This window comes from Cytobacillus sp. OWB-43 (genome assembly GCF_034651445.1).
Lineage (GTDB): Bacteria > Bacillota > Bacilli > Bacillales > Cytobacillaceae > Cytobacillus > Cytobacillus kochii.
On sequence record NZ_JAYEFF010000005.1, the window covers coordinates 199102 to 223379 of the forward strand.

The 24278-nt window shown below is 37.2% G+C and carries 24 protein-coding genes and 1 other annotated feature; of the genes, 14 read left to right on the forward strand and 10 right to left on the reverse strand.

The window, feature by feature from the left end:
* Positions 1–4: 4 nt before the first annotated feature.
* The 11 genes from U9M49_RS17750 (at position 5) to U9M49_RS17800 (ending at position 12316) form a co-directional block, all read left to right on the forward strand.
* On the forward strand, positions 5–1003 hold the full coding sequence (locus tag U9M49_RS17750) for an ABC transporter ATP-binding protein (RefSeq protein WP_095370872.1): 999 nt from the start codon (positions 5–7) through the stop codon (positions 1001–1003).
* Between the two features lie 70 nt (positions 1004–1073).
* Positions 1074–2702, forward strand: coding sequence for a peptide ABC transporter substrate-binding protein (locus U9M49_RS17755; RefSeq protein WP_307315508.1), 1629 nt, complete (start codon positions 1074–1076; stop codon positions 2700–2702).
* 246 nt (positions 2703–2948) lie between these two features.
* Positions 2949–3875 carry a S66 peptidase family protein gene (locus U9M49_RS17760; RefSeq protein WP_095370870.1) on the forward strand — a complete coding sequence of 309 codons (927 nt, stop codon included), beginning with the start codon at positions 2949–2951 and terminating at the stop codon, positions 3873–3875.
* A 15-nt stretch (positions 3876–3890) separates the two neighbouring features.
* Positions 3891–4994: a dipeptide epimerase gene (locus U9M49_RS17765; protein ID WP_095370869.1), complete on the forward strand. Its 1104-nt coding sequence runs from the start codon at positions 3891–3893 to the stop codon at positions 4992–4994.
* Positions 4984–5913: a C40 family peptidase gene (locus tag U9M49_RS17770; RefSeq protein WP_095370868.1), complete on the forward strand. Its 930-nt coding sequence runs from the start codon at positions 4984–4986 to the stop codon at positions 5911–5913. The genes U9M49_RS17765 and U9M49_RS17770 overlap by 11 nt, the downstream gene beginning before the upstream one ends.
* Positions 5903–6919, forward strand: coding sequence for an ABC transporter ATP-binding protein (locus U9M49_RS17775; protein WP_251162953.1), 1017 nt, complete (start codon positions 5903–5905; stop codon positions 6917–6919). The genes U9M49_RS17770 and U9M49_RS17775 overlap by 11 nt, the downstream gene beginning before the upstream one ends.
* On the forward strand, positions 6916–7698 hold the full coding sequence (locus U9M49_RS17780) for a serine hydrolase (protein WP_095370866.1): 783 nt from the start codon (positions 6916–6918) through the stop codon (positions 7696–7698). The genes U9M49_RS17775 and U9M49_RS17780 overlap by 4 nt, the downstream gene beginning before the upstream one ends.
* A gap of 580 nt (positions 7699–8278) precedes the next feature.
* Complete coding sequence (locus tag U9M49_RS17785) at positions 8279–9235, forward strand: ABC transporter permease (RefSeq protein ID WP_095370865.1); 957 nt, start codon at positions 8279–8281, stop codon at positions 9233–9235.
* Positions 9222–10178 carry an iron chelate uptake ABC transporter family permease subunit gene (locus U9M49_RS17790; protein ID WP_095370864.1) on the forward strand — a complete coding sequence of 319 codons (957 nt, stop codon included), beginning with the start codon at positions 9222–9224 and terminating at the stop codon, positions 10176–10178. Before U9M49_RS17785 ends, U9M49_RS17790 begins: the two co-directional genes overlap by 14 nt.
* Positions 10175–10945 carry an ABC transporter ATP-binding protein gene (locus U9M49_RS17795; protein WP_095370863.1) on the forward strand — a complete coding sequence of 257 codons (771 nt, stop codon included), beginning with the start codon at positions 10175–10177 and terminating at the stop codon, positions 10943–10945. The genes U9M49_RS17790 and U9M49_RS17795 overlap by 4 nt, the downstream gene beginning before the upstream one ends.
* Before the next feature lie 348 nt (positions 10946–11293).
* Positions 11294–12316, forward strand: coding sequence for a siderophore ABC transporter substrate-binding protein (locus U9M49_RS17800; protein WP_095370862.1), 1023 nt, complete (start codon positions 11294–11296; stop codon positions 12314–12316).
* Between the two features lie 366 nt (positions 12317–12682).
* Here the strand turns inward: U9M49_RS17800 and U9M49_RS17805 are convergent, their stop codons facing one another.
* Positions 12683–13261 carry a TetR/AcrR family transcriptional regulator gene (locus U9M49_RS17805; protein WP_095370861.1) on the reverse strand — a complete coding sequence of 193 codons (579 nt, stop codon included), beginning with the start codon at positions 13259–13261 and terminating at the stop codon, positions 12683–12685.
* Between the two features lie 199 nt (positions 13262–13460).
* On the opposite strand from U9M49_RS17805, the gene U9M49_RS17810 reads away from it, so the two are divergent.
* Entirely contained in the window at positions 13461–14195 is a 735-nt protein-coding gene (locus U9M49_RS17810) for a glucose 1-dehydrogenase (RefSeq protein ID WP_095370860.1), read from the forward strand.
* Between the two features lie 47 nt (positions 14196–14242).
* Here the strand turns inward: U9M49_RS17810 and U9M49_RS17815 are convergent, their stop codons facing one another.
* The 3 genes from U9M49_RS17815 to U9M49_RS17825 all read right to left on the reverse strand — a co-directional run bounded on the left by U9M49_RS17815 (position 14243) and on the right by U9M49_RS17825 (position 15502).
* Positions 14243–14674: a DUF4395 domain-containing protein gene (locus U9M49_RS17815; RefSeq protein WP_095370859.1), complete on the reverse strand. Its 432-nt coding sequence runs from the start codon at positions 14672–14674 to the stop codon at positions 14243–14245.
* An 85-nt stretch (positions 14675–14759) separates the two neighbouring features.
* On the reverse strand, positions 14760–15083 hold the full coding sequence (locus tag U9M49_RS17820; RefSeq protein ID WP_095370858.1) for an ArsR/SmtB family transcription factor: 324 nt from the start codon (positions 15081–15083) through the stop codon (positions 14760–14762).
* Positions 15080–15502: an SRPBCC family protein gene (locus U9M49_RS17825; protein WP_095370857.1), complete on the reverse strand. Its 423-nt coding sequence runs from the start codon at positions 15500–15502 to the stop codon at positions 15080–15082. The genes U9M49_RS17820 and U9M49_RS17825 overlap by 4 nt, the downstream gene beginning before the upstream one ends.
* Positions 15503–15668: 166 nt before the next feature.
* On the opposite strand from U9M49_RS17825, the gene U9M49_RS17830 reads away from it, so the two are divergent.
* On the forward strand, positions 15669–16121 hold the full coding sequence (locus U9M49_RS17830) for a GNAT family N-acetyltransferase (RefSeq protein ID WP_095370856.1): 453 nt from the start codon (positions 15669–15671) through the stop codon (positions 16119–16121).
* Between the two features lie 101 nt (positions 16122–16222).
* Here U9M49_RS17830 and U9M49_RS17835 read toward each other — a convergent pair whose 3' ends face one another.
* The 3 genes from U9M49_RS17835 to U9M49_RS17845 all read right to left on the reverse strand — a co-directional run bounded on the left by U9M49_RS17835 (position 16223) and on the right by U9M49_RS17845 (position 18059).
* Positions 16223–16801: a pyridoxamine 5'-phosphate oxidase family protein gene (locus tag U9M49_RS17835; RefSeq protein WP_095370855.1), complete on the reverse strand. Its 579-nt coding sequence runs from the start codon at positions 16799–16801 to the stop codon at positions 16223–16225.
* 138 nt (positions 16802–16939) lie between these two features.
* Positions 16940–17386, reverse strand: a complete 447-nt coding sequence (locus tag U9M49_RS17840; protein WP_322910309.1) for a DNA starvation/stationary phase protection protein — start codon at positions 17384–17386, stop codon at positions 16940–16942.
* 97 nt (positions 17387–17483) lie between these two features.
* Positions 17484–18059, reverse strand: coding sequence for a YqaA family protein (locus U9M49_RS17845; protein WP_095370853.1), 576 nt, complete (start codon positions 18057–18059; stop codon positions 17484–17486).
* A 120-nt stretch (positions 18060–18179) separates the two neighbouring features.
* Between U9M49_RS17845 and U9M49_RS17850 the strand changes: the two genes are divergently transcribed.
* Entirely contained in the window at positions 18180–19046 is an 867-nt protein-coding gene (locus U9M49_RS17850) for a sulfite exporter TauE/SafE family protein (protein WP_322910310.1), read from the forward strand.
* A 213-nt stretch (positions 19047–19259) separates the two neighbouring features.
* On the opposite strand, the gene argS is transcribed toward U9M49_RS17850, so the two are convergent.
* The 3 genes from argS to mgtE form a co-directional block, all read right to left on the reverse strand.
* Positions 19260–20945, reverse strand: coding sequence for an arginine--tRNA ligase (argS, locus tag U9M49_RS17855; RefSeq protein ID WP_416337108.1), 1686 nt, complete (start codon positions 20943–20945; stop codon positions 19260–19262).
* Positions 20946–21002: 57 nt separating this feature from the next.
* Positions 21003–21220: a binding site (T-box leader), on the reverse strand.
* A gap of 45 nt (positions 21221–21265) precedes the next feature.
* Positions 21266–22453 (reverse strand): FtsW/RodA/SpoVE family cell cycle protein, encoded by a 1188-nt coding sequence (locus tag U9M49_RS17860; protein WP_095370851.1) that lies wholly within the window; start codon positions 22451–22453, stop codon positions 21266–21268.
* A 158-nt stretch (positions 22454–22611) separates the two neighbouring features.
* On the reverse strand, positions 22612–23970 hold the full coding sequence (mgtE, locus tag U9M49_RS17865) for a magnesium transporter (protein WP_095370850.1): 1359 nt from the start codon (positions 23968–23970) through the stop codon (positions 22612–22614).
* Positions 23971–24278: the final 308 nt, after the last annotated feature.

Consider the following 24278-nt stretch of genomic DNA (forward strand, 5'->3'; position numbering starts at 1 on the left):
AATCATGGAGAAAATACTTGAAGTGGAAGATCTGCATGTAACGTTTAAGACGTATGGCGGAGAAGTAAAAGCAGTAAGAGGTGTTACCTTCGACTTAAATAAGGGAGAAACATTAGCCATTGTTGGCGAGTCGGGTTGTGGGAAAAGTGTGACCTCACAAAGTATTATGAGGCTCATCCCCTCACCACCAGGAAAGATTGCGTCTGGTGCGATTCGATTTAAAAATAAAGACCTCGTGAATATTTCTGAAAAAGAAATGAGAACTGTACGCGGGAAGGATATTTCAATGATTTTCCAAGATCCAATGACGGCATTAAACCCGACATTGACTGTAGGAAAGCAGCTCATAGAAGGCATTATACAACATGATGGTTCAACAAAAGAAAAGGCAAGAAAACGGGCACTTGATATGTTAAATCTTGTCGGTATTCCTGATGCAGATATGCGTATGAAAAACTACCCTCATGAATTTAGTGGGGGGATGAGACAAAGGCTGATGATTGCCATCGCCCTGGTGTGTGAGCCGGAAATTCTTATTGCTGATGAACCAACAACAGCTTTGGATGTAACAATCCAAGCGCAAATACTTGATTTATTTAAAGAAATACAAAAGAAGACTGATGTATCCATTATTTTGATCACACATGATTTAGGTGTGGTCGCCCAAGTAGCTGACCGCATTGCCGTTATGTACGCTGGTAAAATCGTTGAGGAAGGCACGAGGAGAGAAATTTTTTATCAGCCCCAGCATCCTTATACGAAAGGGTTGTTGCAATCTGTACCGAGACTCGATCTAATTGGCGGGGAACTGGTTCCTATTTTAGGTTCACCCCCTGATTTATTTTCACCACCAATTGGTTGTCCATTTACAGCAAGATGTGATTTTGCTATGGAAGTATGTGATAAGATCATTCCTCGTGAAAAGAAACTTTCCAATACACATAAAGTGGATTGTTGGTTGCAAGATGAAAGGGCGCAAAAATTAAAAATGATGGTCAAGTAAGCAGTCTTAATATTTATCAGCTGAAATAGCTGAAAATATAAAATTTTATAAAGATGAAGGGGGAAATATGATGAAGAAGCTATTCTCACTTGTATTATTACTAGTTTTCGCTCTTGTTCTATCTGCTTGTACAGCGAATGAGGAGGCAGGGAAGGAAACAGATGGTGAAACTGGAGGAGGAGAAGAGGCGGCAGAAAAAGTATTGTATATGAATAATGCCCAAGAACCGACCTCTTTTGACCCGCCAATCGGTTTTGATAGTGTCTCTTGGTCGGCATTGAATAACTTGATGGAAGGCTTAACAAGATTAGGAGAAGATCACCAACCAGCTCCAGCAATTGCTGAGAAATGGGATGTTTCTGAGGATGGTAAAGTTTATACATTCCATTTAAGAGACGATGCGAAATGGTCTAATGGCGATGATGTAACAGCGGGCGATTTCGTTTATGCGTGGAAAAGGCTACTAAACCCAGATACTGGTTCGGCTGCCGCGTTTTTAGGTTATTTCATTGAAGGTGGAGAAGCTTTTAATAACGGCGATGGTTCTGCAGATGATGTTCAAGTAAAGGCTGTCGATGAAAAAACATTTGAAGTAACATTAACAAGTCCACAAGCTTACTTCTTAAGCGTTATCACGAATCCGGCGTTCTTCCCGATTAATGAAAAAGTGGCTGAAGAAAACCCAGAATGGTTCGCAGAAGCTGATTCATATGTTTCAAATGGACCTTTCAAATTAACAGAATGGCAGCATGATAGCCACTTTGTAATGGAGAAAAATGAGAACTATTGGGATGCAACTAATGTGAAGTTAGATAAGGTTCACTGGGCGATGGTGGATGATGAAACAACAGAATATCAAATGTATAAAACTGGTGAACTTGATACATCAGCTGTTCCAGCGGAGTTGAGCGAAGAATTATTTGCTGATGGTTCTGCACAAATGGTCGAACAAGCGGGAGATTATTTCTACCGTTTTAATGTAACGATGGAACCATTCCAAAATGTGAATATTCGTAAGGCGTTTGTCATGGCAATCAATCAACAAGAGATTGTTGATTACGTTACAAAAAATGGTGAAGAGCCAGCATATGGATTTGTTTCCCCAGGGTTTAAAGATCCATCAGGTAAGGATTTCCGTGAAGCTAGTGGTAATCTGGTAGAAACTAATCTTGAGGAAGCGAAGGCTCTTTTAGCAAAAGGAATGGAAGAAGAAGGATATGATACACTTCCTGAAGTCACGTTAACTTATAGCACAAGTGAGAATCACAAAAAAATGGCAGAAGCGATCCAACAAATGCTTAAAGAAAACTTAGATGTTAGTGTGAAATTGGCGAATATGGAATGGAATGTCTTTTCAGAAGAACAAACAGCTCTTAAGTTCCAATTCTCTAGAAGTTCTTTCTTAGCTGACTATGCTGATCCAATTAACTTCCTAGAAAATTTCCAAACAGGACATTCAATGAACCGTACAGGTTGGTCTAATGAAGAATATGACAAATTGATTAAAGATGCTAAGAACGAAGCAAACGAAGAAAAACGTTTTGAAATGATGTATGAAGCCGAGAAAATCCTTTTTGAAGAAATGCCGATCATGCCGATTCACTTCTACAATCAAGTGTATTTACAGAATGAAGATATAACTGGTATTGTTCGCCATCCAGTTGGCTATATCGAATTGAAGTGGGCAGATAAAAAATAATTTTATTAAGATATGAGGTTTGAATGGTGAGGTGAGCCCTTTCGGGGGTTCACTCTTCACATATAGTAAGAAATGATAGCTGAACAGCTCTTATATTTCGACAATATTTCCTGAGAAATAAATAGATTGATGTCTAGATTTGCCTAATCGCGCTTAAAAGATTGCTTGTGATGTTAGGTAGTGATGAAATAACAGAATACACATACGCATATATTGAAGTAATGACAATGAAAAGGATGTGGGGAAATGATCATCAAACCGGCTAGATTACGCATGGGGGATACAGTCGGGGTAATCGCACCTGCAAGCCCACCAAATCAAGAAAACTTAAAACGTTCATTTACTTTTTTGGAGAAAGAATTAGGATTGAAAATAAAGCTCGGCCAGTCTCTCTTTGAACAATACGGTTATTTAGCTGGGCCGAATGAGAATAGATTAAAAGATTTACATATGATGTTTGCTGATAAGGAAGTCAAAGCCATTATCTGTGCAGGAGGTGGCTATGGAACAGCTAGAATTGCTGATGATATTGATTATAAAATGATTGCTGAAAATCCAAAGGTTTTTTGGGGCTATAGTGATATTACTTTTCTACATACAGCTATTCGACAACAGACGGGGTTAGTTACTTTTCATGGACCGATGCTAGCTTCAGATATCGGCTCAGTGCAAGAGGATCAAACGTTATCGAAGACTTTTATGAAGCAAATAATGGAACCAGAAGGTAGGGTATATCCTAAAACATTAGGGAATCTTGAGACAATTGTTTCAGGAGTAGCAGAAGGTGACATTGTCGGAGGTAATCTGTGTTTGCTCACTAGCACAATAGGAACTGCATTTGAGATTGATACGAAGGATAAAATTATCTTAATCGAAGATGTTCATGAGGAGCCGAGATCGATTGACCGCATGTTGAATCAACTATATATGGCTGGGAAGCTCCAACAAGCAGCAGGGTTCGTCATTGGGAATTTTAAGAATTGTAAGCCTGAAAGAGAACAATCATTATCACTAGATGAAGTGTTAGATTACTATTTTAAACTTATCGGAAAGCCAGCTGTGAAAGGCTTCATGATTGGTCATTGTACACCGCATTTTTCTTTACCACTTGGTGTACCTGCAAAGCTTAATGCCGAGACACAAGATTTAACGATTGAACATGGAGTCTTATAAAGGTGGATGTCAAATATGAAAATCAAAAGAATTGAGACACATCGCGTAGCTATACCACTCATAAAGCCATTTAAAACCGCGCTGCGCACAGTAAATACAGCGGATAGTGTCATTATCAAAATAATTTGTGATAACGGAATTGTTGGTTGGGGAGAAGCGCCGCCTACAGCTGTCATTACAGGTGATACGATGGGGAGTATTGAAGCGGCTATTAACGAAGTGATGGCTCCGAATCTAATGCATACGGATTTTTCCCAATATGAACAAATGCTTTCAATAGTTCAAACGGCAATAGTTGGTAATGCAAGTGCGAAGGCAGCAATCGATATGGCTATTTATGATTGCTTATCACAATTATGTAAGCTACCACTCTATCAATTTTTAGGTGGATATACGCATGAAATAGAAACCGATTATACAGTAAGTGTAAATGGCCCCGAAGAAATGGGGGAAGATGCGGTAAACTATGTGCAACAAGGGTTTGATGTATTAAAAATCAAGGTAGGGAAAGATAGTATTGCAACTGATATCGAGCGTATTAAAGAGGTACGCCGTAGAATTGGTAATAAAATTAAGTTAAGACTAGATGCTAATCAAGGATGGGGCAAGAAGGAAGCCATTTTTGCGATACGAAAATTGGAAGATTTAGATTTAGGCATTGAGTTAGTTGAGCAGCCAGTGAAAGCTTGGGATATCGACGGCTTAAAACAAGTAACGGATCATGTTGATACATTAATCATGGCCGATGAAAGTATTTTTACACCGAAGCAGGCGTTGGAAGTCGTTAAAAACCGTAGCGCAGATCTCATTAATATTAAGCTGATGAAGGCTGGTGGGATTTATCAGGCCCAGATGATCAATCAATTGGCAGAAGCAAGCGGGATAGAATGTATGGTTGGTAGCATGATCGAAACGAAAGTAGGTATTACTGCTGCCGCTCATTTTGCTGCAAGTAAAAGAAATATTACGCGATTTGACTTTGATGCTCCTTTAATGATGGCGAAAGATATCGTTGATGGTGGTATTCAATATAGAAGCAAAAAGATCACATTTCCGAACGAATCGGGGTTAGGCATAATAGATGTAGATATTAAAGGAGGGGTTTCTCTTGGTAAATAAATGGATTACGAATGTCCCTGTTGCTACGTTATGGACGTCTGCCCAATCTCCTAGAGCAATAGATGAGCAAGGTATCAAGCAAAATCCTGACCTTAATGCTTGGATTGCATCACTAGATTACGAGACAGCTTTAGAACTATGTAATGCCAATCTCGTACAATCACAACTTTTATATGGTGAAGAAGTCGTCGTGATAGAAGAGACAAATGAATGGTTTCATGTGGTTGTACCTACTCAACCTTCTTCCAAAAATAGTGTTGGTTACCCTGGTTGGGTACCGAAATGTCAAATGACGGCTTGTGAAAGCTGGGATGTCATGCAAGGACCGATTGCTGTGGTCACTGCGAAAAAAGCCAATTTAACTAAAACAAATGAAATCCTCACTCTAAGTTACTTAACGGTCTTACCATTAATTTCAGAAAAAGGTGAGTTGGTTACTGTACAAACACCTGACGGAGAAGGTGCTTTACAGCGGAGTGACGTTGAGATTTTTTCATCTAGATCCGATTGGTCGGTGAAAGATGGTGAGAAAGTGGTTGAATCAGCTGAACAATTTCTTGATTTACCATATTTTTGGGGTGGGATGAGTAGCTACGGTTATGATTGCTCTGGATTAAGTTATACTGCGTGTAAAGCGAATGGTGTCATCATACCAAGAGATGCACATGATCAGTCTGTTGAAGGAGAAGAAGTTTCACTTGATTCCCTACAACGAGGGGATCTTTTATTCTTCGCTTATGAAGAAGGTAAAGGAGCGCTGCATCATGTCGGTATTTATTATGGGGATGGTAAATTACTGCATTCACCAAAGACGGGAAAGAATGTTGAGATAATCCCACTCGCTGGGACGGTATACGAGAAAGAACTAATGGCAGCAAGGCGTTTCTGGAAAAAAGGGGAAGATTCACATGCAAGCTGAAACGATTTTATCAGTCCAACAATTAAAGAAGCATTTTCATTTAGGGAAAGACCGCGTTTTAAAAGCTGTTGATGGGGTTTCTTTTGACATTAAAAAAGGAGAAACTTTTGGGATTGTAGGCGAGTCAGGTTGCGGTAAATCGACTGCAGGCAGAACAATCATTGGCTTATATGATCGTACGGCTGGAGATGTTTTATATGATGGTAAAAATATTCATGAAATGAATGAAAAAGAAAAATTTCAATTCCATCGCAAAATGCAAATGATTTTCCAAGATCCATATGCTTCATTAAATCCTCGCTCAACTGTACAAGAGATTATTTCTGAACCGATGGAAGTCCAAGGACTTTATCAAAATAAAAAAGAACGTCTAGAACGGGTATATCAATTACTGGAGGATGTCGGGTTAAATCGGGATCATGCAAACCGCTACCCTCATGAATTTAGCGGGGGGCAAAGACAAAGGATTGGTATTGCTAGAGCACTCTCGTTGGATCCAGAATTTATTATTGCTGATGAACCTATCTCTGCATTAGATGTATCTGTTCAAGCGCAAGTTGTGAATCTATTAAAAGATTTACAAAAGAAAAAAGGCTTAACCTACCTTTTTATCGCCCATGATTTGTCCATGGTTAAGCATATTAGTGACCGAATAGGCGTTATGTATTTAGGACATTTAGTAGAGTTAACTTCAAGTGAAAACCTTTATCAGAAACCCTTACACCCATATACACAAGCACTACTATCAGCAATCCCCATACCTGATCCTGATGTAGAAGATAGACGGGAACGAATTATTTTAAAAGGAGAGTTGCCAAGTCCAGTCAATCCACCAAGTGGCTGTGTGTTTCGGACGAGGTGTCCACATGCTATGGAAGTGTGCGCGACACAAGCTCCTGTTTGGCAAGAGGTTGATGATAAACATTTTGTTGCTTGCCACTTATATAATGAAGACCTGCAAGACGGTAAGAATGGTAAGCAAGCAGCTGCATCGAGGGAATCATGAGTAAATTGGAGGTAATGAAACAAGCTGTTAATGAGTTGTTGCAGCAACATTGTCTAGATGCAGCTGTACATATAGAAACCGACGAAGGTATTTTATCAGTCAATTCCCATCAAGTGTTTTCGTCAGCAAGCCTAATAAAAGTGCCCATTTTATTAACAGCATTACGTGAAGTGGAAAAAGGTCGTTTACACTTAGAAGAAGAAGTAAAGGGTGGTCTTTCTGTTGGAGGGGCAGGGGTTTTATCAGCTCTATCTCCCAATCCTTCCTTTACATGGAAAGATATCCTTACATTAATGATGATTGTCTCTGATAATAGTGCAACAAATTGGATCATTGATCGCTTGGAGATGGAGACAATCAATCGTTTGATTAAAAGCTTAAATTTAGAACAAACATGTTTAAACAGAAAAATGATGGACTTTCAAGCGATTGAAAGAGGAGTGAATAATCTAACAAGTGCTTACGATATGGTGCAATTGCTAAGAGTAATGAAAGACAAAGGGCGATGGATAAAAGATAGCTACATGCTCATGGAGAGTATAATGGCGAAACAACAATTCACATTATTAACGGCAGAATTAGAGGAAGAGAGCCATCCAAATATTAGTTACGGAAGTAAAAGTGGCTCGCTACAAGGTGTTCAACATGATTGTGCTTACTTCTGTCATGAAAATAAGTATGTTCTTGCCGCTGTTTTAACAGCTAATTTACCTAATCAAATGATTGGTAAACAACTTATTAGTGAAATAGGAATGGCGATTAAGAGGTATATAATATAGTTGTTATAGCAAATTAGGCTCTGAATAACCATTGTGTTCAGAGCTTTTTTTTGTTTAAGTCGGCGATATCAGTATTGCTGTACGATTTGAGGATGGGAGCAGGGAATTACTGCATTCTTCGCATATAGAAACGTGAAGAAATGTGAGTCGATGACAAGGATACGGTAAAACCGTCTTTGCTGAGAAATAGCCAATTCGGATTTGCAAAAGCGGTTGAATTAGCTCCGAAATGAAAGTGAGGAATCAGGTCAAGCATGAAGAGAAAATCGAAAGTCTACCTCTAAAGTATAAGAATCCCCTGAGTCAAAGTGCACACTTCCCCATGCCCCATAAGACCGGAGCCTTTACCGCAATCAATCCATCTTTTGTAAAACATAATGGTACTAAAGATGCCAACAAGTAACTTTGATGGCACAAAATATATTCTCCTTTTTAGATTGAAATTGTCTAACTTTTCTTTCTAACTAGAGGAATTCGCTGTTGTTTTAGGTTTTTTTATACTATATAATGATAAATGGACTTAGATTGATAATCATTTTCAGTTGTCATGATGAGAATAAACAGATAATGAGGTTTACATATGAGAATATGGATGTTAATCTGTGCAGCTATAGTCCTGTCATTTATATCACTATTTATCGGTGCGATTGATATTAAACCAATGGATTTGCTAGATTGGGAGTCTGATGAAACACAAATTTTCCTGATTAGTCGTGTACCTAGATTAATAGCGATTATTTTAGCTGGTGCAGGAATGAGTATTGCTGGATTGATTATGCAAAGTTTGAGCAGGAATAAATTTGTTTCTCCGACAACCGCGGGAACGTTAGATGCTGCTAAACTAGGTATTATGATTTCCATGCTATTTTTTACAAACGTAACGTATACCCAGCAAGTTCTTTTTAGTTTTGCCTTTGCGCTTGTCGGTACGATGGTATTTATGCAAATACTTGATCGTATCAAATTTAAAGATGTTATATTTGTTCCTCTTATTGGAATAATGTACGGGAATATTTTGTCTTCTATTACCACTTTCTTTGCGTATGAAGCTGATATCCTGCAAAATATATCTTCATGGTTAATGGGGAGTTTTACTTTAGTAATCTCGGGCCGATATGAACTTTTATATGTAAGTATCCCAGTTTTCATTTTGGCTTATTTATATGCTAATAAATTTACCGTTGCAGGTATGGGAGAAGAATTTGCGAAAAATTTAGGATTGAGCTATAAGTGGGTTTTAAATATTGGTCTCATCCTTGTTGCTATCATTGCTACGACTGTTGTACTAACTGTCGGTGTCATTCCGTTCTTAGGCTTAATTGTACCTAATATCGTGTCTCTGTATATGGGAGATAATCTCCGAAAAACGATTCCACATACGGCTCTTTTAGGCGTTGTGTTCTTATTAATTTGTGATATTATTGGGCGCATTGTGATCCACCCTTATGAGATACCGGTGAACGTAACAGTTGCGGTAATCGGTAGTGTCATCTTCTTAATTATGTTATTTAGGGGGAGAGCATATGCGAAAAAATAGTACCAAATTAATCGTTTTGGCGGTCATATCTGTCGTTTGTATAGTACTGTATGGTTTTTACGATATAAAAGGTGGGTTTGATTATGCTTTCCCAAGGCGTATGATTCGTGTGGCAGCTATGGTTGTTACCGGAGTTGCGATTGCTTATTCTACAGTTGTATTCCAAACAATCACTAACAATAGAATCTTAACACCTTCTGTGATGGGGATCGATTCTATGTATGAAGTAGTTCAGACGATGATTTACTTCTTCGCGGGTTCGATGTCGATATGGGTATTAAACAAATATTTAAATTTTGGTGCAGCTATATGTGCCATGGTCATTTTTGCATTGTTGTTATACCGCTTCTTATTCAGAGCAGACAAACACCCGATTTACTTACTTTTATTAATTGGGATGATTATTGGTACGCTGCTTGGTAGCTTGGTGACATTCTTACAAGTAATGATCGATCCCGTTGAATATTTAAGTTTACAAAGCAAGTTATTTGCAAGTTTTACAAATGTAAAAGCTGATTTACTAATGATTGCTTTTGGCATATTGTTACTTGCTTTTATATACGGATATTTCATCATGGATAAATTGGATGTTATGTCGCTTGGGCGTGAAAATGCGATTAACCTGGGGATTAACTATGATCGTATGGTTATGAATGTACTAATTCTATCATCAGTCTTGATTGCCACTTCTACTGCGTTAGTTGGGCCAATTACATTCTTTGGGCTGATTGTTGCTAACCTGTCCTATCAATTTCTCTCGTCATATAAGCACTCTACGCTCATTCTTGGTGCTAGTTTAATTAGTATCATAGCTTTAGTCGGTGGACAATTCCTAGTTGAGCATGTATTTGAATTAAAAACAACATTAAGTGTTATCATTAACTTTATTGGTGGTATTTACTTCATCTATCTATTATTAAAAGAAAGTAGGTCAGCCGGATGATTGAAATAAAAGGATTAACGAAGCGTTTTAATAAAAAGCCTGTTGTTGAAGACGTTACAGTCGCAATTGAGCCAGGGACCATTACTTCTTTTATCGGACCAAATGGTGCAGGGAAATCTACACTTCTATCGATGGTTAGTAGATTGTTAGAAGCAGATACAGGAGAGGTATTGCTTGATCAAAATGATGTGACGAAATGGAAGTCCAATGAATTTGCGAAACGCGTATCGATTTTAAAACAAGCGAATCACATTAATGTCAGGTTAACAGTGAGAGATCTTGTAGAGTTTGGAAGGTATCCATACTCTAAGGGTAGATTAAATGACGCTGATAAGAAATTTGTTGATCAGGCAATTGAATATATGAACCTTTCAGATATGGAAGATAAGTTTTTAGACGAGTTATCAGGGGGACAAAAGCAGCGAGCTTTTATTGCTATGGTTATTGCACAAGATACTGATTATGTCTTGCTTGATGAGCCGTTAAATAACTTGGATATGAAGCACTCCGTCCAAATTATGAAGATTCTCCGTAAATTAGTTGACGATCTTGGAAAAACCGTCGTCATTGTATTGCATGATATTAATTTTGCTTCTGTTTATTCCGATCGGATTGTCGCATTAAAAGACGGCAAAGTAGTAAAGAATGGACCGACTGAAGAGATTATTAATTCGGTCGCATTGCGAGAAATTTATGATATGGATATTCCTATTCAAGAGCAAGATGGTTGCCGTATATGTGTATATTTTAATTCGCAAATTTCTTAAAGAGATTCCTTATAGGAAGGGTTACTATCACGCCTTTTTATAAGGAATTATCATAACTTTAAATGCATATTTATTCATTTTTATGCTTCTTTTATTAAAACATCTTAATTTATGCTTCTTTTTTAGCAAACGTTAAAAATCTAAATTTGGCAAGTGTTTCGATAGGTGAAATAAACAGTCAGTAAAATAATTAATTTCCAATTATAGAATATTTTTCTAAAAAAATTCAAAATAATTATGCAAATGGTATTGACGATTTGTCTAAATCAATCTATAATGATTATTGTTATCAGTGATAATGATTATCATTGCTAATAAGAGATTATACAATAGGGAGAGGTCATACATATGAAGAAATGGAAGTTAGCTAGTCTTTTTCTAGCGCTTGTTTTAATGCTTGCTGCATGTGGTTCCAATGACGATACTGCTGAAGATGCAGGCAACTCAGAAGATAAACAAACAGAAAATAATGCAGCGGAAGGTTCTGCTTATCCAATGACTGTGTCTCCGACTGTTGCTTCAACTGAAAGTCGTGATGCCGGAACAACAGTTAACTTTGAAGATGTAGAATTTGAAAGCATGCCTGAAAAAATTGTTGTTTTTGACTACGGTTTCTTAGATACACTAGATGCACTTGGAGTTGAAGGGGTAGTTGGTTTACCTCAAGAGTCTACTTTGCCATCTCACTTAGAGGCATATGCATCTGATGAGTATACAAATGTTGGTTCTTTAAAAGGTCCTCTTTTAGAAGATATTGCTGAACTTGATCCAGACGTTATCTTTATTTCTGGTCGTCAATCAGCATTTTATGAAGAATTAAAAGAAATTGCACCAGTTGTATTTGTAGGTACTAGCGAAGATGCTTATTGGGATACATTCCAAAATTCTGTTGACGTAGCTGCAAAAATGTTTGATAAAGAAAAAGAAGCAGAAGAATATCTTGCAAAATACGATACAGCACTTGAAGAAATTAACGAGTTAGCTGGCAACTATGAAACTTCATTAGTGACTATGTATAATGAAGGAAAACTTTCTGGATTTGCTGAAAACTCTCGTTTTGGTTATATCTATGATGTTTACGGCTTCAAACCAGTTACACAAGATATCGAATCTTCATCTCACGGTTCAAACTTCGGTTTTGAAGCGATTCTAGAATTTGATCCAGAAGTATTATTTGTTATCGACCGTACAGCGGCTGTAGATGGCAATTCTAATATCGAAAAAGATCTTGAAAACGATATTATTAAGAAAACACAAGCGTACCAAAATGATCGTGTGATCTACCTTGATGGTGCTCTTTGGTACTTAAGTGGTGGCGGCTTACAATCTGAGCTTGCTAAAATCGAAGAAGTATTAGCTGAATTAAAATAATCTGCTGTTAGAGTAAGCGATTATCCTATAGAAAAAGAAGCATTCTTAAAAAGATGCTTCTTTTTTGTTTTAAGTATATCCTTTTTGATGGGATTTGCTGTTACAACGATAGCGGAAATACCAAGGATAGCAGAGCAAAAAGGTTTTGTTCGTACATTAAGAGTAGAAAGACTCTAAAAGGTCTTGTATTAAAAAATCCCTATTTTCACAGTTTGTTAAACAGTCACAACTAAAGAAAGATAGGGTGGGCAACAATTGTTGCATCACCCAAAGCTTAATTAACGAGAAATATAGTTGGTATGAACATATCAATGTAGAATGATTTCAATTTAATAGACAAATCTATGTATAGCTTAAGTGTTCATTTTATTTAACAATGGCCTCTCCCAAGCTGGTTGAGTGAAGGAAAGAAAGTCTTTGAGCCATTTCCTCGGGAGTTGTTTGAAAGTCTTCTTTTATCCAAAAGATAAATAGTCCTAAAAGGGCGTAGGTTTCATAGAAATTAATCGCTTCTATATCAAACCATACTTCTTCTTTTAATTGTAACTCACTGCGACTAATGCTAGTAATGGTTTCACAAAAATGGTTTTGTGAACCTGGTATCACTTCGCCAATCAACATTAGGGAGAAGACGAATTGATTTTTTTGTACGTATTCGAAGATGGGGACATTACGTGTTGGGTCAGATAATAAGAAGCTTTTTTTTCCTTTAAAGCTATCACGGAAATATTGAGCGAGTTGTTCTAGGTAGTCTTGAAATATATCTTCTAATAAATGAGAGCTATCTTTATAATGCGAGTAAAATGTCACACGATTACAATTGGCCACTTTAGATATTTCTGTTATTGAGATCTCTTTAAAGTCTTTTTCGGATAACAGCTTTAACATGGCACTTTTTAAATTCGTACGTGTTCGCACGACTCGACGGTCTTCTTTTACCACCATGACTACCACCTTTCATACTGTGTCTTAATAAAGAGTATAACATGAAAAATAGAGCGTTAAGCAAATATTATTTTCATACTCGAAACATTTATTTTGACAACTGATTAGAATTCTGTTAATTTACATATGTAGTATAAAAATAGTGACAATTATCCTGGTTTCATGAATAACTTTTGATAGATTAGAGGAGGAATTATACATGGCAAGATTAGAAGGAAAAGTAGCAATTATTACTGGTGCGGCTCAAGGGATGGGTGCGGCTCATGCGCGTCTATTTATTGAAGAAGGGGCAAAAGTAGTGATTACTGATTTAAACACAGAAAAAGGTGAGGCTGTTGCAAAGGAATTAGGTGAAAATGCTTTATTCGTTAAACAAAACGTAACAACCGAAAAAGACTGGGCAACAGTTGTAGCTAAAGCTGAGGAAGTATTCGGTCCTGTTAATGTGTTAGTAAATAATGCGGGTATTACAATGTCTAAATCATTACTTGAAACAACGGAAGAAGAATATCGTCGTATTGTAGATATTAACCAAGTATCTGTTTTCTTAGGGATGAAAGCGGTTATTCCTTCCATGCAAAAAGCAGAAGGTGGCTCGATCGTTAACATTTCATCTATGAATGGTATTGTTGCCGGGGCAGTCGGTTATACAGATACGAAATTCGCTGTTCGTGGGATTACAAAAGCCGCAGCAATGGAATGCTCTCACTATGGCATTCGTGTAAACTCTGTACATCCTGGAGTAATTGAAACACCAATGATTATTCAAGAGGATACGAAAGCACAAGTAGAAGAATTCTCTAAACATATTCCACTTAAACGCATGGCAAAACCTGAAGAGGTTTCTAACCTAGTATTATATTTAGCATCAGATGAATCAAGCTATTCAACAGGTTCTGAATTCATCGTTGATGGTGGATTAACTGCAATGTAATCAATATAGAAAAAAAGCGGGGTCTCATATTGACCTCGCTTTTTATTTTACGAACGCAAAGAGCGTCTATATTTATACTGATTGTACTGAAAGTGAATAAAACAGCCAATACAAAAGCCACAAAGAGCAATGGTTGCTGCTAATCCGACAATAATGGCGAAAGAGTAAGATAGTATTGTCCACCCAATGATAGAGCTAATGAATGCAATACTTAAACATACTACAGCAATTAACTGATTAAATTGTTGTTGCGCTTTATCTTCAGGTATATAAGAGGATAAAGGTTTTTTGAGAAACTTTTTAGCTATCACCATCACTGGATTATTCCCTGTTAGTAAGCCAATCAATCCAGCAAGTAAGGGAATAAGTAAAATGAAGAATTGCCCAGTTATCAGTGTCGCAATTACACTTAGGACGATAACCCATTGATTCGTTTTAACGAGAGGACGCGGAATAGAAGCGATTTGTTGGTTGTTCATTTTAAAAACCAACCTTTCCAATGTGTTTGGTTCATTATATCATGAAATTTAGTTGATTATACCTATTTTCGCTTCGTTAACACGACTACTCTTCTTTATCATTCTCGACAATAAACTTTAATTTAGTGAGTTTGTTATTCCAGAATTGTTCATAATAATGCAGCCACTGGCTTACTTCTGTTAAAGGTTCTGGATTAATATGATAGATGTTTTCTCTGCCTTTCCTGTGGCTCTTCACTAAGTTGGCATCAGAGAGAATATGCAGATGTTTGACTACCGCCGTGCGACTGATTGGAAAATAAGCACTGATTGCAGCGATAGATAGTTCTTCTTTTGAAAGTAGCTGGAGAACATGTCTTCTAGTAGGGTCAGCAATTGCCTGAAAAACGTCGTGCTTAATTGCTGTCATGATTGCTCTATTGCCATCATTAAACGTTTTTGCACGATGGCTTCCCATCCATTATTCATACGTTCACGAATAATTTCGCTTTTTTCATTTGGTTTAGTAAGAATTGTATTCGCTTCTTTCCAACCACTATGAATGAGTGTGAATTTTGTTCTATTGTCTACTTCTTCTAATAAAAAGGTGACAACCCATCCGTCAGTATCCCAAGAGAAAGATAATTTATTTGGCTCATCGATTTCTAGTACTTGGCAAGGAGAAGGGCCAAACGGAGACTGTATTTCAAATGTGAATCCCTCTGTTGCTTGAAAGTTATTAGGCATAAACCATTCTGCGATTCCCTCACTAGTTGCAACATGTTGCCATACTTTATTTATTGGTGCATTTAAAATGATAGATTGTTGAATATCCTTTATTGTATTCATTTCATATCCCCCTTAGTTATATGACACCTTATGGTTCTATAATTTTGATAATATAACACCAAAAGGTTTTATGTCAATTGATAATCAAATTGAATGGTAAGTCTTAGATTATTTGTCATTTTAAAGCGAAGGTGAGGAAAGTAAGATAAGAGAGGAGGTGATGGTTATGATGATCTTTAGAGAGGCAAAAAGAGAGGATTTAGAAAGGATTGTTCAATTATTAGCAGATGATGTGTTAGGAACAAGTCGAGAAGATGTGTCCAGCCCCCTACATCAGGATTATGAAGAAGCGTTTGAAGCTATTAGTGGAGATAGCCATAATGAATTAATTGTAGCAGAATGGGATGAGAATGTTGTAGGTGTTTGTCAACTGACTTATATCCCTTATTTAACTCATCGTGGTGCTTGGAGAGCAATCATTGAAGGTGTGCGGATAGCAAGTGAATGTAGGGGAGAAGGTTTTGGTGAAGCCCTAATAAAAGAAGCGATAGTGAGAGCGAAAGCAAAAGGGGTGCGACTTGTACAGTTAACAACAGATAAGCAACGATCTCAGGCGAAACATTTTTATGAGAAAATAGGGTTTAAAGCAACGCATGAGGGGATGAAGTTGAAATTGTAAATATACACTTGGGATGAAGTTGAAAAGGTTTGAGATTCCTCCTAAAAGATCTTTCAGAAGGAACCTATAAGCCTATTAAAACAATCGTGAGTCATAGGGATCTATACTTTTTCTATGACATTTGTAGCAATATGTGCAGCGAACATTTTCGCGGGTGAAGGAAGGGACTCTTTTTCGAGCCAAGTTTCAGGCTTCCAAATTCCCGCTCGGTTAAATGAGTTAGCGCAATGGAGGAAACATTCTTCAACTTCAACAGCGATCCCTAAGAGAGGTGCCTTTCCTTTATCGGCCATTTTAGCTAGGATGTCTTCATCTTGAATAATCGAAGCTTTTCCGTTAATTCTTAATGTTTCATTTAGACCAGGAATGATAAATAATAGACCAACTTGTGGGTTGCTTAAGATGTTGTGCATACTGTCTAATCTCCTGTTACCTGGTCTATCAGGTATAACTAGATGCTTCTCATCTAACACTTGTACGAACCCAGGATAATCTCCACGTGGTGAGTTATCACATTGCCCGTCTTTATTGGTTGTTGCTAAAAAAAGAAACGGTGAACGAGCAAGAAAGTCTTTGCAATGTTCATCGATTATAGATATGACCTTATTAGCAGCTCCTTTACTTGGGGGAGTGAATAGAGCTTCTAATTCTTCTTCTGATTGAATGACATTGTTGAACATTTGTTGCCTCCTTTAAACAGTCGTTGATTGTCTTATGTTTATTATAAGGGGGAACAGCTAAATAAAAAAGAAGCGATTGTGAATAGACTGAAAAACTATTAGTCTATTTCGCTCGCTTCTTTTTTATTTCTATTGTACTTAGCCTAGATAGGCATTAAGCATCCAAATATGTTTATCTAAAGAATTAATTAAGCCAACTGCATAATCTTCAACTGCTGGTTCCTCTTCTTCATCTGCTAGCTTTGTAATCTCTTTTAATTCAGCACGTAAATGTTGATAATCACTGATTAAGTTCTCAACCATTTTTTCTGCTGATTTTTCATCAAGATTTTCTTTTAGTGTAGCTACCTCAAGATATTCTTTCATTGACGCAACTGGTTTGCCACCGATTGTAAGAATGCGTTCAGCCATTTCATCGACTACCTCAGCTGCCTCATTATATAACTCTTCAAATTTTTCATGTAGTGTAAAAAAGTGTGGACCTGTTACATACCAGTGATAGCGATGCAACTTCGTATAAAGTAGGCTCCAGTTAGCAACTTGTGTATTTAGGGCAGCGTTTAATTTCGTATCTAATGTAATCATTATTTAGTCATCTCCTCAAGAATGTTTTGTCTTAACTATATTATAACTGATTTAAAATTAAAATCAATACTTAATTATAATAATTATAATTAAGGAATTAATTTAATCTGTTTTTGATATAGTGTGTTGTGATGAAGATAATAATAATGAATATAGCCATATAAATGGTCAATGCCGTAAAGTGGTCTTTTATGAAAGGTACAGCTTTATTGCCTAATTGATGGATGAGAAAAGCTTCAAAATAAAACCTTGCGCCTCTTCCAATCGTTGCCCATAATACAACGGTCTGTATTTTCATTTTTGAGATGCCAGATAAAATCGTAAATATCTTAAACGGTAAGGGTGTAAAGGCAGATATCAGAATGGCCAATGGACCAAGCTTTTGAAAGTACAGTTCTACTTTCATGATTTGTTGCTCTTTAAAAAGTGCTCGTAGGACAGGCCTGCCAACTCGTAATCCGATATACCAGCCAAAGATTGCACCGATAACAGAAGCGAAAGTAGTGAGAAAAGCGTACCAATACACATGATCACTGTCTGCTAGTCCCATTGGAATCAAAAGTAAATCAGGAGGAATGGGGAAGAAAGAAGAGTCAGCGAACGAAACGAAAAAAAGTCCAAACACACCATATTCCAATAACCATTCTTTAAGTAAATGTAAAATTTCTTGCATATATGAAAACCCCTTTTTAAGATTACGTGGTTTGTCCTTTAGAAATTATATGTGCACTTTTTCTTTTCATTACTATGGGGTATGATGGGGATGGTTGTTTGATAGAAAGGTGATGGAATTGTGGAATTGATATTGTTTTTTCTACTAGGTGCCTTAATTAGTGTGTTGTCAGGTTTTTTTGGCATCGGTGGAGGGTTTATATTAACACCATTATTAATGCTCATTGGACTTGCCCCTATTGAGGCAATTGCGACAAGTTTGTTATTTACAATTGGGAGTTCATCTTCTGGGATTATCGGTCATATAAAATTAAAAAATATTAATTGGAAAGCAGGGATTATTTTAGGGGTGAGTGGGATTATTGCTACCCAAATTGCCCATCCTTTTGTTGTCTTTTTAGATGCTCATCAGTTAGATGAATGGGCGATTCCTGTTATGTATATTGTGTTGCTTTCTTTCTTTTCTGTCCAAATGTTTAAGAAGAAAAGTGCGCAGCAAGGAGTGAGCGGGTTAGTTCAACCTTCCATATTAAAAATGGTTTTAATCGGCTTGTTTGCAGGGTTTGTTTCCACTTCTTTAGGTGTAGGTGGAGGGTTTATTATTGTACCAATGTCGATTGCCTTTCTAGGTATGTTACCTAAGAAGGCGGTAGGAACGAGCTTATTTGCAGTCCTATTTATTGTTTCAGCAGGTTTCTTATCCTACGCATTCACTGTAGAAATTAATTATTTTATGGGGATATTCTTACTTGCTGGTGGGCTACTAGGTTCTCAATTCGGAGCTAGATCAACCGATGTTTTTGAAAACAAAGAAATTACTACATTACTATCATTTCTATACTTAACGACGATTTTGAGTGTGGCACTTAAGGCATTTGAACAAAATGTTTTTGGATTAATCATCGTTGTTCTTTATCTTCTCTACTTTTTCACTGTTCTAGGGAAAAGACATATTGCTCATTGGCGAGAAGAAAAAGGGTACTCTTAAACAGGGACATACAGGGTAGGCTTTGGGTTTAGTGTGGATTAGAAATATGACGAAGTAAGCCTGTTTCTAGCTCTTTCCTGGTAGATTGCATTTTTTAAAAAGGCTACATATTGTAGCCGCCGGATATATAGTGGTAACTAACTGTAGACTTTTGTTTCATTCAATCATATAGCTCCCAATTGGCTAAAGAGGGAGCTGATGTACAAGGTGAAATTACATCTCCTGAGGTGCCTTCATACCAAGTAAATGCAGGCCGTCAGTTAAGATGATTGTTACTGCTTTGACAAGACCGAGTCTCGAAGATAAATGTTCATCTTTATGAAGTATTTTTTCGTTAGCATAGTATTTGTTAAAGCTTTGCGCTAGACTAATTAAATATTTGGCAATGATGGACGGTGCTGATTTTTCATGGGCAAGGACGAGCTTATCTGGATAAAGGGATAAAAGTTTAGCTACTTGCCAAGCGTATTCACTTGATAGACCTTCTATTTTATAAGTCTGTTGCTGACTTTTGTTTAAAATAGATTGCGCTCTAGCTTGGGTATACTGTACATACGGACCGGTTTCCCCTTCGAATGTTAACATGTCTTCTAAAGAAAATTCTATTTGTTTCATTCGTTCGTTCTTTAAATCATGGAAAATGATTGCTCCTACACCAACAGCTTTAGCTACCTCATCTTTGTTCTTTAGATGAGGATTTTTTTGTTCAATATTCTCTGAAGCTAATTGTATGGCATCTTGTAATACTTCCTCTAATAATATGACACGACCTTTTCTTGTCGACATCTTCTTACCTTCTTGTAAATACAACCCAAATGGGATGTGATGGATATGTGTCGCCCAGGAATGCCCCATTTTAGATAATACGGCTTTGACTTGTTGGAAGTGGATGGACTGCTCTGGACCAACGATATAGAGAGCCTCATCAAATTGGTATGTTTGTTTACGATAAATGGCTGCCGTAATATCGCGTGTAGCATAAAGAGTCGCTCCATCTGATTTCTTAATTAAGCAAGGAGGTAGATTTTCATCTGATAAGGGTACGATTTCTGCTCCATCAGAGGTAGATAGCAAGTCAGATTGTTGCAGTGTATCGACAACCGCGTTCATTTGATTGTTATAAAAGGCCTCCCCATAATTAGAGTCAAAAGAGACACCGAGCAGTTGATAGGTTTTCTCGAATTCTTTTAAAGATTCGTCTCTAAACCAAGACCAAAGTTGCTTTGCCTCCGCATCATCAAGTTCAAGTTTTCTGAACCAAGCTCTTGCTTCTTCATGCAAGTGGGGATGTTCCTCAGCTTTCTCGTGAAATTTTACGTATAATTGGAGTAATTCCTTAATTGGCTCCTTTTTAATTAAAGCTTCACTTCCCCAATGCTTATAGGCGGTAATGAGTTTGCCAAATTGTGTGCCCCAGTCGCCTAAATGATTAATCTTAACTGTATCATATCCATGCTTTTCTGCTATAAGTGCAAGGGAATGACCAATGACTGTCGAACGTAGATGCCCCATTGAGAATGGTTTGGCGATATTGGGGCTAGAGTAGTCTAATACGATTGTCTTACCTTTACCGCTTCCTGATTGTCCGTAATTCTCTCCTTGATGTAGTACGGCTTGAATAATGAGTTGACTGATTGCTTTTTTATTAAAAAATATATTTACATATGGCCCAACTGCTTCAACATGATCTATCCATTCATGAGTCAGCTTTCCTGTTAAGTCTTTTGCTAATAGATTTGGGTTTTCTTTATAAATCTTTGCTAGTGCAAAACATGGGAAAGAGAGATCGCCATGTTCGGATGTTTTAGGCGTTTCTAACAAGCGACGAATCTCACCTTCACTTAAGGCGTTATCTATTGCAACTTGAATACATGAACTGATTGTCTTTTTCATATCTATCACCTTTTTCACCTCCAAAAAATATAGGAAAACATAAAAAAGCCCGTCTCTCATAATTTGAGAGACGAGCCTTAAACCCGCGGTACCACTCTAATTGTTCGTGACGAACCCCTTTACTACTTGCCTGTAACGGGGCGAACAACCGACATGACCTACTTGGATTCTGCCATGCTTCTATCGAAGTGCGCTTCAATGTGGCTTTTCTTGCAGGCTCTCACCATCCCTGCTTCGCTTTAGAATTCACCTACATCTACTCTCTTCGTCACTGAATTTCCGTTTGATTTTCCATTATTATACGCTAGATTTTTAAAAAAGCAACCTTAAGATGCACGATAATATTTAGAGCTGTCTTGGAACATATAACTCTTCTGGTGAAATCTAATGCTAAAAATAAGCCCCATAGCCATCATATTTCCGATTAAGGAGCTACCCCCATAACTAATGAAAGGAAGAGGAATACCTGTAATCGGTAATACTTGAATGGTCATCCCGATATTTTGAAATACATGGAACGTTATATAACTAATAACGCCAACGCAGACATAAGTATTAAATGGGTCATTGACTGATAAGGCAATTTTCGTTAAGTGGAAAATAAGTATAAAATATAAGCATATCACGACACTTGCACCAATAAAGCCGTATTCTTCGCCAATGACACTGAAAATAAAGTCTGTGTGAACATCGGGGATATAAACTTGTCTCTCATAAAAACCTTTACCACCCAATTCTCCCGAGCCGATAGCATGAAGAGAATTGTACAGTTGTAAGCCAGCTCCTTGTTTATGTGTATACGGATCTAACCAAGCATAAATTCGCATCAATTGGTAGTTATCCACTGATAGATACTTTAATAATGTTTCAGGAGCCCAAATAATGTAATAGATGATGGTTCCACCTACAGCTGCAACTGTTCCGTAAACAGGGAGGATAATTTTCCAAGTAATACCAGATACAAGTAGAATCCCCGTGAAAATAGCGATAATAACGAGCGCCGTACCCAAATCTTCTAAAATGATTAGTCCTAGCGGAACACAAGTAACGAGCCCAAGCTTAATAAACAGTATAAGGTCATTTTTTACCGTTTTCATGGTGTATTTTGCATAATGATCTACAATTACTTTACTTAGTGCGAGGATAAGAAATATTTTAAAGAACTCGGATGGCTGCAAAGAAGGTCCTGGTAGACCGTTGTACCAGAGCTTAGCTCCTTTTACTTCATATGCAAGGGACTCTGGTGCGATAAAAAGTCCTGCTTGAAGTATTGTGCCGATACCGAATAAGATCCAGGTCATTCGCTTTATCTGATCAGAATCAAAGTACATAATGGCGGCAATCACAATCATACCTACACTATAAAAGATTATTTGTTGTAGCACGAAGTTATCTGGATACTGTGCTGTTGTTTGCCCGCTATAAATAGCAGTGCAACTAATGATGCAGAACAAAAATAATATCAGGGCTAATGTCCAATCAAAGCGATCATTCTTTTTTTGTATACGATCCATATATAAACACCTATCTTTATTTTATACATTCAGGTAATGCTACGAACAGAAAAAAACCATTAGGGATCTTCTGCAAAGGAATATGTTTAAACGTATATATAGACGTACCGAATTGAGAAAGAGTTTCCTTATTTACAATATAAAATAAAAAAGTAATGTTAAGTTAAGTAGGAAATAAACATTGTGGCAATACCAAAATACGTAACAAGTGAGAAAATGTCATTTAATGTTGTAATAAGAGGCCCGGAAGCTATGGCTGGGTCTATCCCGAATTTGTATAATAGTAAAGGAATAGTTGCTCCCGAAAGTGTCCCGATAATTAAAGTAAGAAGTAGGGAAACTCCGACAACTAAGCCTAAATAAATATTTCCTTGCCAAAAAAATGCAATCAGTGCGATTAAAATACCACAAGTGACACCAATAATCACGCCTACCCCTAATTCCCTAAGAATCAGTTTCGTAACCACTTTTTTATTTAAATCATTGGATACAAGCCCTCGGACAACTACAGCTAATGATTGCGTACCTGTGTTACCTGTCATACCAGAAATCATGGGCATGAAAAAGGCGAGGGCTACGACTTGCGATAAAGTAGCCTCATACCCGCTTATGATACTGCCTGAAATAATGCCGATGAATAATAAAAGGATGAGCCACGGTAACCTTCGATAAGCGGCGACGAAAGCTTTCGTATCAAAGTCAATTGCCTTACCGGAAGCGGATAGTTTTTCAATATCTTCATTCGCTTCTTGGACAACAACATCCATCAAGTCATCAACAGTGGCAATACCCATTAGCACATTTTCTTCATTCACAATTGGAATAGCAAGAAAATCATATTTTAAGACCATGTTTGCAACTTCTTCTTGGTCTGTCGTCACTGCAGCTGAGATGACCCGTTCATACATAATGTCTTGGATAACCTCGAGGGGCTCTGCGATTAGTAAGTCACGGTGAGAGACAACCCCAACTAATTTTCTGTCTTGATCTATCACGTATAAATAATTAATCGTTTCAGCATATTCTGCAAAGGATTTTAACTTCTCTACTGCTTCTCGGACTGTGTAATAATCACGAATCCATACAAAACGGTTAGTCATTAAGCGCCCGGCAGTTTCTGGTGGATAGGTCATCATATTCTGAATGATGCGAGATTCACTTTGTTTCATACCGGCAAGGAGACCTTCTATTTTCTCAGCTGACATATCATGAAGTAAAAGGGCGAGGTCGTCATTGTCCATTAGATCCAAGACTTTTCCTGTTTTCTCATTTTCTAATTTATTTAAAACCTCAAGCTGCATGTCTTTATTCAATTCCTCTAGCAACTGGGCAAGGCGGTCAGCAGTCATAAATAATAAGAAGCGCTTCTTATGCTTTTCAGGCAGATGATCATAAGCTTGAGCAATATCATACGGTTGCAGTTCATCTAAAATCCTGTTAAATTCTTTTTGTTTATTATCTTTTAATGCTTTGATGATCAATAAAGCGATTTGGTTTTCTGTCATCGTCTGAATCATAAAGCTCAAGTCCTTTCAACCGAGGATATACCTTAAATTGTAAACGGAGATTATATGCTTATCTTACCATTCTTTTACTGGGAAAATCATGATTTCTTAAAGTAATGTATGATTTAAAAGTTAAGATTGTATGCTAATCCATTAGTTATTTTCATAGTATGTGTTAGAAGTGGATTGTTATCATTGGTTTGATATAAAAAGGTTTTTTTAGGGTATGAACAAAACTCAGGAATTGAAATAGTTATTTTGTAATGTTTTTTTAATAATCGTATTTCCTTATCTTTGCTAAAATGAAATGGATGAAATGA